This is a genomic window from Pseudoalteromonas sp. SG41-1 (genome assembly GCF_014164575.1).
Taxonomy (GTDB): Bacteria; Pseudomonadota; Gammaproteobacteria; order Enterobacterales; family Alteromonadaceae; genus Pseudoalteromonas; species Pseudoalteromonas rhizosphaerae.
Genome location: NZ_JACJFL010000045.1, coordinates 23,920 through 37,494 on the forward strand (window position 1 = coordinate 23,920; position 13,575 = coordinate 37,494).

At 36.5% G+C, this 13,575-nt stretch carries 16 protein-coding genes; 9 read left to right on the forward strand and 7 right to left on the reverse strand.

The features are described from left to right. Positions 1-46 precede the first annotated feature (46 nt). A complete protein-coding gene (locus H5203_RS18515) occupies positions 47-967 on the forward strand; it encodes a hypothetical protein (protein ID WP_182820088.1) in 921 nt (306 codons plus the stop codon). A gap of 23 nt (positions 968-990) precedes the next feature. Here the strand turns inward: H5203_RS18515 and H5203_RS18520 are convergent, their stop codons facing one another. Further along, positions 991-1,272, reverse strand: coding sequence for a helix-turn-helix domain-containing protein (locus H5203_RS18520; RefSeq protein ID WP_182758707.1), 282 nt, complete (start codon positions 1,270-1,272; stop codon positions 991-993). A gap of 115 nt (positions 1,273-1,387) precedes the next feature. Between H5203_RS18520 and H5203_RS18525 the strand changes: the two genes are divergently transcribed. Together H5203_RS18525 and H5203_RS18530 are read left to right on the forward strand one after the other, a co-directional pair. Next, positions 1,388-1,597, forward strand: coding sequence for a hypothetical protein (locus tag H5203_RS18525; RefSeq protein WP_182758706.1), 210 nt, complete (start codon positions 1,388-1,390; stop codon positions 1,595-1,597). A 59-nt stretch (positions 1,598-1,656) separates the two neighbouring features. Continuing rightward, positions 1,657-2,034, forward strand: coding sequence for a hypothetical protein (locus H5203_RS18530; RefSeq protein ID WP_182758705.1), 378 nt, complete (start codon positions 1,657-1,659; stop codon positions 2,032-2,034). A 269-nt stretch (positions 2,035-2,303) separates the two neighbouring features. On the opposite strand, the gene H5203_RS18535 is transcribed toward H5203_RS18530, so the two are convergent. After that, on the reverse strand, positions 2,304-2,504 hold the full coding sequence (locus H5203_RS18535; RefSeq protein WP_182758704.1) for a hypothetical protein: 201 nt from the start codon (positions 2,502-2,504) through the stop codon (positions 2,304-2,306). 214 nt (positions 2,505-2,718) lie between these two features. Between H5203_RS18535 and H5203_RS18540 the strand changes: the two genes are divergently transcribed. The 5 genes from H5203_RS18540 to H5203_RS18560 all read left to right on the forward strand — a co-directional run bounded on the left by H5203_RS18540 (position 2,719) and on the right by H5203_RS18560 (position 6,865). Then, entirely contained in the window at positions 2,719-2,946 is a 228-nt protein-coding gene (locus H5203_RS18540) for an AlpA family transcriptional regulator (protein WP_182820089.1), read from the forward strand. Further along, complete coding sequence (locus H5203_RS18545; protein WP_182758703.1) at positions 2,946-3,812, forward strand: hypothetical protein; 867 nt, start codon at positions 2,946-2,948, stop codon at positions 3,810-3,812. Before H5203_RS18540 ends, H5203_RS18545 begins: the two co-directional genes overlap by 1 nt. Positions 3,813-4,053: 241 nt before the next feature. Continuing rightward, positions 4,054-4,398 (forward strand): hypothetical protein, encoded by a 345-nt coding sequence (locus H5203_RS18550; RefSeq protein WP_182758702.1) that lies wholly within the window; start codon positions 4,054-4,056, stop codon positions 4,396-4,398. Positions 4,399-4,620: 222 nt separating this feature from the next. Further along, the gene (locus tag H5203_RS18555; protein ID WP_171034671.1) at positions 4,621-4,785 is read left to right on the forward strand and encodes a hypothetical protein; all 165 of its coding nucleotides are present in this window, start codon (positions 4,621-4,623) and stop codon (positions 4,783-4,785) included. A 55-nt stretch (positions 4,786-4,840) separates the two neighbouring features. Then, a complete protein-coding gene (locus H5203_RS18560) occupies positions 4,841-6,865 on the forward strand; it encodes a C39 family peptidase (protein ID WP_182758701.1) in 2,025 nt (674 codons plus the stop codon). A 52-nt stretch (positions 6,866-6,917) separates the two neighbouring features. Here H5203_RS18560 and H5203_RS18565 read toward each other — a convergent pair whose 3' ends face one another. After that, complete coding sequence (locus H5203_RS18565) at positions 6,918-8,234, reverse strand: tyrosine-type recombinase/integrase (RefSeq protein ID WP_182758700.1); 1,317 nt, start codon at positions 8,232-8,234, stop codon at positions 6,918-6,920. Between the two features lie 281 nt (positions 8,235-8,515). Then, the gene (locus H5203_RS18570) at positions 8,516-8,953 is read right to left on the reverse strand and encodes a hypothetical protein (protein WP_182820090.1); all 438 of its coding nucleotides are present in this window, start codon (positions 8,951-8,953) and stop codon (positions 8,516-8,518) included. Positions 8,954-9,302: 349 nt separating this feature from the next. Between H5203_RS18570 and H5203_RS18575 the strand changes: the two genes are divergently transcribed. Next, positions 9,303-10,070: an EAL domain-containing protein gene (locus tag H5203_RS18575; protein WP_182732028.1), complete on the forward strand. Its 768-nt coding sequence runs from the start codon at positions 9,303-9,305 to the stop codon at positions 10,068-10,070. Here H5203_RS18575 and arsJ read toward each other — a convergent pair. From arsJ to H5203_RS18590, 3 genes are all read right to left on the reverse strand, one after another. Continuing rightward, positions 10,064-11,293, reverse strand: a complete 1,230-nt coding sequence (arsJ, locus tag H5203_RS18580) for an organoarsenical effux MFS transporter ArsJ (RefSeq protein WP_182732027.1) — start codon at positions 11,291-11,293, stop codon at positions 10,064-10,066. The genes H5203_RS18575 and arsJ overlap by 7 nt on opposite strands. A gap of 6 nt (positions 11,294-11,299) precedes the next feature. Continuing rightward, positions 11,300-12,310 carry an ArsJ-associated glyceraldehyde-3-phosphate dehydrogenase gene (locus H5203_RS18585; protein WP_182820091.1) on the reverse strand — a complete coding sequence of 337 codons (1,011 nt, stop codon included), beginning with the start codon at positions 12,308-12,310 and terminating at the stop codon, positions 11,300-11,302. Positions 12,311-12,409: 99 nt separating this feature from the next. Further along, positions 12,410-13,252, reverse strand: coding sequence for a metalloregulator ArsR/SmtB family transcription factor (locus H5203_RS18590; protein ID WP_145238748.1), 843 nt, complete (start codon positions 13,250-13,252; stop codon positions 12,410-12,412). Positions 13,253-13,575: the final 323 nt, after the last annotated feature.

A 13,575-nucleotide genomic window follows, 5' to 3' on the forward strand; every position in this document is an offset into this window, starting at 1 on the left:
TATGATGTAATTCGCACAATTAAAAGTTTCAATTATTGAGAATGAAATGGATTTTTTAAGAAATAATTTTATACGAGTTCCTATATTGTTATACCTAGTAGGTTTTGTTGTACATAACTCATATTTGGCAAGTTATGGCAGTTATGAATTTGAGCTTGTAGAAGCGAGGTATATGCTTACTGGATTTGGTTCAGTATTTATTTTCACATCAATGTTCCTGTTTGTGTTTTATAGAACGAATATTTCAGATGTTTCTAAAAGTTACGAGCCAAAAATTTTGTTCCCTTGGTTGCTGAGAATTTCATCGATACCAGCAGGCATATACAGTATTTTGCATAGTGCTGATTTTTTAGAATTTCCTTTCTCAGCATTTGGCGCTTACATGGATTTAGGTATTTATATTTTCTATAGTAGTTTTGCTTTATTAGCTATAGAGGTCATGAGAGGAAAGCGGTTTCAGTCAAAGTTACTTAAAATATTAATCTATATAATTACAATCCCTTTTATAGCTCTTCTTTTTTTTGCAAGCGGTGAGAGTGAATTATTAGGTCAATACTCAAAGTTTACTTTGTATTTTTTCTTAGGTGCTTATGGAATAGCGATTTCTCAAGATGATGAAAGAAAGGGGGTACAGCTTAATCATTTAGATCTTGATTCAGATCCAAAACATGAAAAATATTTTTCTCTGATGTTTGCTTTTCTTTGCTTGGGCTATGGCCTATTTCAATTTATTTCTATTTATTCTAATAATATTTATCCTTATATACCAACGGCGTTGGGTGGCTCAAAAGTGGTTAATGCAACACTCTATCTAGCTGACTCTAAAGCTAAAGTAAAAATCATTCAAGAAGGTCATAATTGGTTCCTAATATACAATGAAAAAACTTCGACTATTGAAAAAGTTAAATCATCAGAAATTTTAAAAGTTGAATATCATATGGATAAGCTTCCTAAACTTTTAAAATAAAAAATTAATTAGTAAAAATAATCTTAGGTGTTGCCTGATGCTTTACCATGATTCTCTAGAATAGTTTCTGCTAACTCATTTTCGATACAATATAGATACGCAGTTGGCACTTCTAAAATATCAGCCAATGCTTTCACTGTTTTAAAGTCTGGAGAATGTACACCTTTTTCGTACTGGTTCATTCTTGCTGATGCTGCAAACTGATCCATTCCAGCCAAAATTCCCAACTGTTTTTGCGATAGCCCTTTGGCTTTTCTTGCTTCTTTTAAGCGTTTTGGAAATGGTGATTCGTCATTAGTTTTCATTATTTATTGTTCTTAGCTTGAAAACTAAGAGTTTCTTAGCTTTAATTGAATCTGGATACTAAGGAGTTCTTAGTTTTCGCTTTCGTGGGTAATTTGAATTTGGAGAGGAATGAATATGCTTGAAACATTTGTGTGTGTATTAGTTGGGGCTGTCTACTTGCTGGCAGGTATATTTACAAGCGATGAGCAGTCGTCTAAAGAAAGCGAGCAACTAGAACAATTGAATGATGGTATGGGCAATATTATCGCTGATGGTGAATTTATGTCGCGTGAAGAAGCTGAAGATGCACAATCACGTGGAGAGCTTTACGACACCTATTACTAATCACTTAAAGAATAGGGCAGTGTTCAAAATTAGGCATGCCTAATTTTAAGGAGCAATGTATGTTACCTATAGAGCTATATAAAAATGTTGAACTAAGGCCATTTATACCTGTAGTCGTTGAGTTTCAAAGCCGCTTGGCTGGTATCGAAGCTGAATGTGAACCATTAGGGCTATCATTTGAGAAAGAAGTGCAATCAGAGCAGGAAATCTTTTTTGCTTTGATTTCTCAAAAAGCGTTGGCTTTCGATGTAACTAATGAAATCGGTGAGGTTTGGGATATTAGACTAGAGCCTTTCAGTCATTTCAAATCTCGAAGCAAAAAAATCACATTTCCTTTCATGGGGTGTAATGAGCAGAAGCAACAAAATATTAGTGAGTGGATTATTGCTTTGTGTAATTGGGAAGGATCTTTTCTATACTCAAGTGCAAAGCATTAGCAGAGATTGCAGTTATGACAATATACGAATGGTTTCAAATGTGGATTTTAATGGTGTTGGCGATTCGCGCTACTCGACGCTACGACAAGCTGAAAAATGATCTTTTCACAGCAATTAAAGAAGGCAGGATTTAAACATGGCTCCTGTACTCGCTGGTTGCGCTTTGATTCTAAGTCTTGTGATCTTCTTCGCTGTTTTGTTTTATCTTAAAAATAATAGTTAGTGCACCTACCGAAAGGTGCACAGTTAATTACTATTAATTAATCACTTTACAATACACCTAAAGAAGAAATAGCTTGAGAAACGTGTTCAATTTTAGAGTTAACAAGGTGACTGGGGAAAACTAAAAATATCAGCATTAGCCAGTACCTTAGAGTTAAAGTGATTTGTAGCTTATAAACATTATCTACTTTGTTCAGTTCTATAACTTTACAGTAATTCTTATATTTTTCTTTCTTCTTAATTGCCATTTTGTCGGCTCCTTTGTTTTTGACCGACTTATCAATTTAATCATATTTTTTTGTGATTCAACAATTTTGTCACTATTTGTAGATTTTTTACTGTCTATATATACATGCTGTATATAAAAAAGGGTATTGCATGTTGGGGTAGCTTTTTTGAGAAATCAGTAACTTTATTCCCATAATAGTAAGGCATTCCATATATTAGTAAACGGAGTGCTTTATGCCAAAAATCAAACCGCAATTTTATACAGTAGATGAAGTTGCAGAAGCTTTATGCTGCTCTAAGCAAACCTTATACAACAAGCTCAGTGAGAATAGACAAGCTAAAGCGTGTCACTCACTGCCTCCTTATATCAAGCAAGGAGGTAAAACACTCTTTCCTATATCAGAATTCCACCACTGGATTGAAACGCAGCCTTTAATTCGCAGCGGGGAGGTTCATTACTAATGGCCCTTTCTCATAACAACATAGAAATAATTACAAAGTGCCCTACAGAAGAGCGCACCATTGGTTTATACCCTGCATTTTTAATAGACCCATGTATTTTGCCTCTTAAAAAGCTTGAGAAGTGCAATGTCGAAGGTTTTGGCAAGTACAAAACTGTAATGTTGAGTAGCCCTCAAATCTTGCCTCATGGTCATTATGCAAGGTTGATTATTGCTCATCTTACAACACAGATAAGTCGAAGGCCTGAACTACCTTCATACGTCATAGCCAAATCGGTAAGCGACCTGTTTCATCAAATAACAGGGCAAGACTGTATATCAGGTGGCACATACGCTAATTTTTTACTCTCTCTCGAAAGAGTGTTTGATACTACATTTACAGTTGTTTCAACTAATAATTCAGAAGATAAAACTCGAAGAAGAGGGTTTTTCGCTGAAGCAGATAATGTGATCACGAATGAGTATGACGTTGGTCAATTCAACGCTAAATATAAGCAGATTCTCTACACTCCCTCGAGCAGTTTTAAGGCGTTGATTACCGATGATAAAAGTATTATCCCCATTGATTTAAGATTCCTTCAACTTGCTCGAGCTAAGGACATTGTTCTCGCCCATGATCTCTACCTATTTCTCATACGTCGAGGTTACGGACGCAAAAGAGTTGGTTTTGTTCCTTGGGTGACTCTCCACAAAGACATCTTTCCTTATTTTAAACGATTCGACTTAAGTAGGTTCAAACGGCGCTTTTTACACGCTTTAGACTTCATTCTTGACTGCCATCCTCATTCAGGAATTCATGTAGATAAAGAGGATAAAGGTATAGTCATTCCACCTAACAACTATCTACTTCGCGGTAGAGGTGACTAGTGTATAGCTGCTTAAAAATTATGTATAAGTAGTTTCTAGTAATGTCACTGGCGGTCAAAAGTTTGTCATTGGCGAACAAATTTATGTCACTGGGAGCTAAATGTTTGTCTCTGGCGTGCAAAAGTTTGTCACTGAAGGACAGTACCACCAATGCAGCCCTTTATTATCAAGGCCTCTAGCTCCCTGCTTAACACCTTAAATTCTCAATATCCAAAAATCTTATTATTAAGGACACTTAACTGTGAATAACAAAACTTATAAGTACGAAAAGTACATGAAGAACCTGCCTTACATCAAAGACCTTCAGTTATACAAGGCTGTGGGGATGACTCTTTATCTTATCATTGATAAAAATAGAACTTTAAAATTTGCACTCTCTTCTGCAAGCACAAACCATAATTTTAAGCCAAAGAAGCGAATTGAAGACCTTGTTAAAATCGCTCTCCCTGATGACTTCTTCGAAAAAAGGCAAAGAGCTAATGCACCAAAAGAAAAACGGGAAGAGGCTGCCGTGAGGCACCAAATGTTAAAAGAAATGGACTCTTTGGCACAGCTCCATCTAAAAGGTTTATTTGGTCAAGGTTAGCAGTGGATAAATTATTGAATTGCATTTTACCTAAAATATAAGTACGAAAAGATAGTCTGAAGCTTGTACAGATTGTATTGAACTGCTATTTTTTATTTGAAAGTAAAATTTTTTTACTTTCTTCTAGTTGGCGATCACAAAAAAATAATCCGCAGATATTGATAGAAAATACTTTGTCTGTATAATATTCGACCCAATTGAATCACAGAATAGGTTCTTAATATGACTTTTGAAAAGTTAGCAAAACTTGCAGGAAGCAAAGAGGCTGATAAAGAGATAGCCCGTGGTTTTAATAGCCGTCAAAACAAACGCGATAAAGCTTACTCAGAAAAAGCTCGTAATCAGACCCCTACAGATAAATTTTTTTCTCGTAGTTATAACCTTTAATCATCTCTGTGGATGAGAAGGCAGCTGCCAGGCTGCCTTTTTTGATGGAACAAAAATGCAGTCAGACTTCCTTCTATGTGAATTTGCCAAAGAAACTTTAAGTAATTTGGTTAAAGAGAGATTCGGCTCTGAATTTCCCGACATCAACTCTAAGTATCAGATAAAGTATTTATACCGTTATCTTTCAGACTTTAATGCTCAAACGATATTGCTTGAGCCAGATTATGTCGATCGGGACTTTTTAGAGGATTATTCAAGGTATTATGTAAAGTGCTTTAATCAGTATGGTGATCGATGTGCTAGGCTGCATTTTTTTTCTAAAGAAATAAACCACCCTGAGTTCCAATCTTATCTTCGTGAATATAATGAAGAAGAGCATGAACAATTACAGAAGGCTTACCTTGGCTTTATAGTCGTGAAACCATTACCCAAAACTTTTATTGGTAAATCTTGTTTAAGACTGTATGAAAGCTTTGTTGGTAGTGACAATAAAAAAGCTCTGAACCATAGATACAAAGTTAATTTATTTGGCCTAAATTTACATGTAGATACAGTAGCATTCCAAGAACAAGATAAAGTCGTATCAGCATGTGCAACTACTTCAATTTGGACTGCACTTCAAGCATTAGATAAGAATGACTTAAGAACAGTACCATCATCAAGCGAAATAACACTATCAGCAATCAACCACGTTGCCGATTCTCACAACAGTTTTCCTAATAATGGTTTAACTAATAAGCAAATCCTTCGTTCTTTAGATATACAAAAGCTAAGAAATCATAAGTTTAATATTGATACCTCAAAAGCTGAATCTGATAATTTTTTTAATATAGTTAAAAGTTATTTAAATAGTGACCTTCCTATTATTCTTGGTGTTGATGTGTACTGGGAAGAGGAGCAGGCTCAACTTGTAAGTGAGGGGCGAGGCCATGCAGTCACAGTTTTAGGGTACAAGGAGCGTAACGGTAATAACTATCTATATATTCACGATGATAGGATTGGTCCTTTTGCAAGAGTACGAATAGTTAATGATCCAAATCAAATTGCTTCAATAACAAATAGTAAAGCTGAGTCGCCAATTGAATGGGGTCTTATTTTAGAAGAAAAAGATGATAATGGTAATTGGCAAGATGCAGATCAAGTTCTTATTCCAGATAGTTTGATAGTCCCAAACTATAGAAAAATTAGAATTCCATCTGAATATATTTCAAATACTTGTAATTCTCTAATTGATGAGTACTTTTTTTACTATAAAGAACAAAAAGAAGATTGCCCTGAGGTCACTCATGAAATAGAGCTGGTTAGCTCAGCTGACTATAAAAGTAGTCTAATTCAACAGCCGGAAGTTGCCAATAAAGAAGCAATCTTGTGTAAGCCTCTAGCAAAATATATTTGGTGTGCCAAGTTCAAGAGCGGAAGCTTACATTTGTTTGATATATTATTCGACTCTACTGAAATCCCTCAAGGGGATGCCGTAGCTGGCATTTCAATATATGATCAAGATGGTTTTGATGTTATTTCACGACCACTTAAGAATATCCTTGAGCATCAATCGTTACATGAGGATTACTCTGGCAAAGACTTCCTTGTTCCATTAATTCGTTCGTTTAAAGAAGAAAAAGATAACTACTTTGCTTACCTAGATAAGCAATTCGGTAAACCTAGGGCTCCAATACGAATTAATAGAGAGGAAATATCAGGCGGTGAATTACATAACCAAGCTGGGCTTAGTTATTATGGAAAGCAAGAAAAGTGCTTAGCTGATGATTTCGCTGAGCTGCTTAATACCTCTGATGAGGAATTTCGAATTTGGGTAATATCTATTGATGGTGCTTTATTGCTGGGTAAGGAAGTTGAAAGACGAGGGCACCCAACTTTAACAGGATTTAAGTCTGCGCGTATCGGTGGTGAGCTGCATTATAGAGATGATAAATGGGTTATTAATTCAAAGTCTGGTAGATATAGCTCAGGCTATGATAACGGCAATGAATTATTAGCAAATGCGAGGAATAAGTTTTTAGAAATATATTCGAGGCTTAATCCTGAAAATATTGAGATTGATGAATATCACCCAAAGTAAGTAACAGCCTTAGATGTCAGGTTTGGTAAAATCGCCACACCTGACATTCAATTCAAGCAAGCAAAGCGCTCATCAGCTCAACTTTTTGTTCCTTAGTTAAGCTTGCTAACAGACTTTTCATTTCACTCATTTGATCATCAGGTTTTTGCTCAATCAAACCTGCATATTTGGCTATTGTTTCGGTTACTTTTTCTGCGGGCTCTTTAAGCTCCTCAGCGGTTAAAATTAAATAGCCAGCAGTTACATCACTTTTATCTGTAATATGGTTTAGAAGGCGTTTCAGGAGGTATCCGGATACTCCGCTACTCTCAGCCATTGATGTAAATGTACGGCGCAAATCATGCGAAGTGATTTTTACTCCTGCAATTTGGCATACATGTTTTAACGTTTTTTTAGGATCAGTGAGGTAGCCCTTTTTACTGTTTGTCCCAAACACATAGTCAGATACCTTGTATTCTTTTCGTCGATTAAATATCTCAGCTAATCGATCTGTAATAGGGAACTCGACGTCCAAGCCATTTTTTGTATCTTCTAAAATAAATATCCTGTCTTCAAGATGTACTTGTGACCAAGGCAGTTGCAGTAGCTCAGACCTTCTCAGGCCTGAAAAGGTTAAAAACTCCAGATAATCACAAAAACCGACACGACTATTTTGACGATATTTAGCTGCTTCATTTCTTACTTCATATAATGCATCTACAAAAGGTTTTAGCTGTGAACGGCGCAGTCGTCTTGTTTTACGTTTTATATTATTCCAACTACGTTTTTCAGAAAGAGCAGCTACAGGGTTTTCTGGAAATAGTGAGCGACCTTCTGAAGATTTGTATTCAGCCTTAGCAAAGTTAAACAAAGCACGTAGTAGGCGCATGGTACAGTTTGCTTGAGCAGGGCTTCTTGAGGTTATTTCTCGTTGGCGCTTCAAAATCATTGTTTGATTAATATCGGCTAGGCGCTTGTTATGCCAGTCCGGTAGATAGCAGTCCATTTTTTGCTTATAACCTCTTTTGGTTATAGGCTTGAGATCTCTAGATTCGATGTATGAATCAAAAGCTTCTTTCAGAGTAATCGAAGCCGCTCTAAACTGGCGCTTAAGGTCATTAGGATTAATACCCTCAGCTATATCTGCCATTACCTTTCTAGCCATTCGCCTTGCATCATCGAGTGCAATTGATGGAAAGTAACCAAGGGTGACATTAATAGGAGTATCTCTCCCTGGTATCTTTTTATAAACTCTAAATGACTTTTTACCAGCTACGCTCACATCTAAAATGAGTCCTGACAATAGATTGTCATAATAACGAGTGCGTTTACCGTTTGATTCTATCTTTTCAAGCGACAATTCTGTGAAGCGAAATTTTGTGTCTGACATATGGTGCTACCTCTGTGCTACTTTGAACGTAAAATTTAACGTTCTGAAATACATAATGATTTATGCATCAGAGGTAGGGTTTATTCAATAACCCCATGATATAGCTATGAAAATTAGTAAATAGTTATATCAAAAAGTAACTCGTAGTAAGTCCTTGTTTTGCAACTCATAATCGTTAGGTCCCCAGTTCGAGTCTGGGAGGGGCCACCACTTTTACACGCTTTCCAAGTAAATACCTAATAAACAAAATTACTCAGTTGTTCGTTTTATCAATACGATATTTACGCTTTGTTATTAAATAACAATCCTGAACTTGTATTACCTGCAGATGTAAATAAGCTATTGACTAAGGTTGAGACATTTTTTCTAACCGTTAACTGTATAAAACTTAATTCATCATCTAATTGCTTATTTAGCTCCGTTAATTGCTGTTGTTGCTGTGTTTTAGATAATGTTTCGTCATTTTTTACCGTTTTTATTTTATTCTGTAGTTGATCTATGTTCTTTAGAGTTTGTTCCTGCGAAGTTTCCTCAGGCTGTTTGGTTTCATCATCTTCTTTACTGTCAGTGTTCGCAATATTTCTGTTTTCAGAAGTGCTTGTTTTATCATTCTGAGACTTTACATCTACGTTGCTTGTAGTCGATTGTGTATTTAAATTATTTTGCTTTATATAATGTGATTCAATTTGTATTTGTGGATGAAAAGCATTCAACTTCATAAAGTCCTCTACGTGATAAAAAATTGACTGATTTTAGTTCAAGTCTGAATAAATATTTTTATGCACTTTTCGTTCCAAAAATAGGGTCTGTATTTTTAAGATTAAATATTACTAATTAAAGGTTATGTTAATGGCATTTAATGCTATTTCCTTAAAGGTGTGATAATTTGCCTCAATATTTTGGATACTTTTTTGTAAAAAATATTCTCATCAGTTTAGCTGTTGACAAACAAGCTGTTTGTTTTAAAAGTTCTCGAAGAATTACTCCTTGCTGTAATTCTGTAAGATTGATTGCGGTGTTGTAAAATAACAACTAACCTTAAGATAAAAGATTGGGGAGGTTTAATTAGTGAATGATAAATCAATGGAATGCGATAGAGTGTTGTGTAGCAATTGCACGGATGAAGAAAGCCTTGGTTTTGATTTTACAATGGCATTTCAACCAATTATAAATTGCCAAACTAACTCTATTTTTGGTTATGAGGCACTTGTTCGTGGTTTAAATAATGAATCTGCGTATTCAGTTATTTCTAAAGTGAATGATGCTAATCGTTATACTTTTGACCAGCTCTGTCGCATTAAGGCAATTGCATTAGCCGCAAAACTAGGCGTTGATTCGATGTTAAGCATTAATTTCTTACCTAATGCTATTTATAAGCCAGAACGCTGTATTCGTACTACATTAGAAGCCGCTAAAAAATATAATTTTCCTACTCAACGTATTATGTTTGAGTTTACTGAAGTTGAGAAAATAGAAGATAGTGCTCATATAAAGCGAGTGGTTGAGTATTACCAGTCGTTAGGTTTTACAACAGCCACGGATGATTTTGGATCTGGTTATTCAGGACTTAATTTATTAGCCGATTTTCAGACTGATATTATTAAGTTAGATATGGAGCTTATTCGCAATATAGATTCAGATAAAGTACGCCAAGCAATTGTGACCCATAGCTTAAATATGTTTCGTGATCTAAATATCACTCCGCTAGCTGAAGGGATAGAGACTCTTCAGGAATATACTTGGCTAAAAGCAGCGGGCATAGAATTAATGCAAGGCTATTTATTTGCAAAACCAGGTTTTGAGAGTTTACCAACGATTGATTTTAATGACTATTGATTACTCTTTGGTAACGCGAGCGATAACAATGCTGCTAGGGCAATAAAGCAGCTTGAGATCCACAAGCAAGCTTCTAGCCCGTGTTGTTGATATACCCAGCCCGAAAGCACTGTGCCTAATAATCTGCCCATGGCATTTGCCATATAGTAAAAGCCCACATCAAGTGACACGCCATCGCTATCAGCAAGGCTTACAATTAAATAGCTATGCAATGATGAGTTAATCGCAAACACCGCACCAAATATCAGTAAACCGATAATAACGGATGCTTGTATATAAAAGTCAAAATGCAGAGCTAAGGCAATAATGGCCGGTATAGCTGTTAAGTAACTGGCCCATAAAAAAGCGCTACGGCCACAGGGCACCTGAACTGATTTTTTTCCTGTACTCATTATGTTTGTAATATAAGGCGCAAAAGACTGCACTATGCCATAACCAATAATCCAGCATGCCATAAAGCCGCCAACCCACCAGTGATCCCAGGCAAATGTAGCCGCTAAAAATACCGGTAGCGCCACAACAAACCAAACATCTCTGGCGGCAAATAAAAATAGTCGTGCCGCAGAAAGTACATTAATTGCTTTGCTCTTAGAGAATAGCTCACTAAATTTGGCTTTATTTTTAGCTTTGCCTAAATCTTCTTTTAATGCGAATACACTAAATAGCCAAACCATAGTGAGCATGCAGATCATGATTAGCATTGCGCCATGAAACTCTAGCAAAGTCAGCAGTACACCACCTAAAAAGAAGCCAACACCTTTTAACGCATTTTTAGAACCCGTTAAAATAGCCACCCATTTGAAAAGCTGGCCTTGCGCGTCTTTTGGTACTAGTAACTTAATAGCGCTTTTGGCGCTCATTTTATTCAGATCTTTTGCGATCCCTGAAAGCGCCTGCGCAGCCATCACATAAATTACGGTGAGTGTATCTACAGGTGCCATAAGCATTGCCAAAGACACAATTTGTAATGCTAAGCCAATGTTCATGGTTTTATTCAGGCCGAATCGAGCTCCCAGCCATCCGCCCACTAAATTGGTGATCACACCAAAAATTTCATAAAACAAAAACAACATAGCAATACTAAGTGGGCTGTAACCTAATTGATAAAAATACAGCACCACGAGCATCCGCAATGCGCCATCAGTTAAAGTAAATGCCCAGTAATTACCGGTAATGATCAAATATTGTTTTATTTGTGGGGAGAGTGCTGTGAATCGATCCACGGTTAATTATTCCTTGTCAGCTAGACCAACTTTACGTACCAGTTCCGCAGTTCGGTTCGCGTAGCCCCATTCATTGTCGTACCACACATAAAGTTTTACTTGAGTGTCGTTGATCACCATGGTTGATAGCGCATCAATGATGCTGGAACGAGGATCGGTTTTGTAGTCAATAGATACCAGTGGGCGTTCTTCGTAGCCCATAATGCCTTTTAGTTCATTTTTAGCAGCATCCTTAAGTAATTTATTTACTTCAGCAACGGTGGTACCGCGCTCAAGTTCAAATACACAGTCAGTAATTGATGCGTTAGTTAGCGGTACGCGAATAGCATGGCCATTTAGTTTACCTTTTAACTCTGGAAATATATGCGTTATTGCAGTAGCTGAACCAGTTGTAGTGGGGATCAAACTTGTGCCGCATGAACGTGCACGGCGTAAGTCTTTATGCGGCGCATCAATAATTGTTTGGGTGTTGGTTATGTCATGAATGGTGGTGATTGAGCCATGCTTGATGCCAATCTTTTCATGAATAACTTTTACTACTGGTGCTAAGCAGTTAGTTGTGCATGATGCAGCGGTAATGATTGGGTAAATCTCTTTATTATAAAGGTGGTCGTTTACACCTATTACTACATTTAAAATACCCTCTTCTTTTACTGGTGCTGTAACAACAACGCGTTTTACACCTTGATCTAGGTAAGCTTGCAGTAGTGCCTTGGTTTTAATTTTACCCGACGCTTCAATAACGACATCACAGTTAGACCAATCAGTCTGTTCTGTTTTAGTGTTTTGCGTAAAAGCAATTGTTTTACCATTAATTATAATAGTATCTTCAGTATGACTTGCTTCGTGATGCCATTTACCGTGTACTGAATCAAACGTCATTAAATGAGCGAATGTTTCAGCATTACCGCCTGGATCGTTAATATGGACAATTTCTATATCATGCCAATCAAATGCTGCGCGCATTGATAATCGACCCATACGGCCAAAACCATTTATACCTACTTTTACTGTCATAATTACATCCTGATTAATTGTTGGGTTGTAAGTGCGGTAAAGCTAGCGCTTCATTACGTTAGCCAATGTTAAATTGTGCTGTGTTTATTAAAGTTATCGTTAACTGCAAAAGCTCACTTTATTAGGTCGTTTATGCATAGTCGCTAATCGCTTAAGGCTGTTGATGATCAGATGGAGATTACTTTCAGTGGTTGTACTAATAATCGTCTTGCTCCATTGTGGCAATCTTGGATTAATTTGGTAAAACACCCATTGTCCGTGCTTTCTATCTGTAATGATGCCGGCTTTCTTTAATACGGCTAAGTTACGCGATACCTTTGGTTGGCTTTGCTCTTGCAGTGCTACCATTAATTCGCAAACACATAACTCGCCATAGTAGTTGGTTAACATTAAAGTTTTTAATCGGATCTGATCAGTTAAGCATTTATAAAATATGCTTGGATCTATCGATAACTCGTTATCTTGATCTGAGATGGTACTACTACATAGTGGCACATACTGATGTGATTGCAGGTTATTAATATTACCGTGTACGTCAATAAACATATCCAGTCGTTTATCAAGTTCATAGAGGGTTGCGACAAAGGGCTCTAAACCTACCATTACTTTTGGATCTGCAATATCCCACGCAAGTTGCAACAGTGCGCCTTTATAAGCTCTGCATTCATTGTTTGCTCTTTCACATAGCGTAATAACATAATCAAAAGTCTTATCTGTAAACTCAGCTATATGTTTTGCGCTGAGCTCAGTTATCGGCAAGTTAAACTTTTGCAAACAATTAATTGTTCTAGGATCAATATCTTTAGGAGCGATCCCAGCACTATAAACATCAAAAATCTCTCCCGCTTTATTTCTCAGTAATACTTCTGCCATTTGTGAACGGGCTGAATTCTCAGTGCACAGAAAGAGCACACTTTGCTTTGAACTATTACTTTGGGACATGTAAATTAAATATTCTGACTGACAATATCCATTAAGTGTATATATGAAATTTCATATATACAATACTAGTGTTATTAATATCAACGTATATGAATGTGAAACCCTATTTTAGAAGGATTAAACAATAGCGATTATCTATTTTTTAGATGTGTTTTTAAGCATCTTGGCTAAAAAGCAAGCGTAAGGCATGTTTTTTATAGTTTTCTTTAAAAAACGCTTGCGTAAAATTCGCCGCGCCCTATAATGCGACCCCACTGAGACGGCAGACAGCAACGCTTAGCGAGGCAAGAGTTAATCAGTTAGTCGAGTAAAACTTGAGTTTA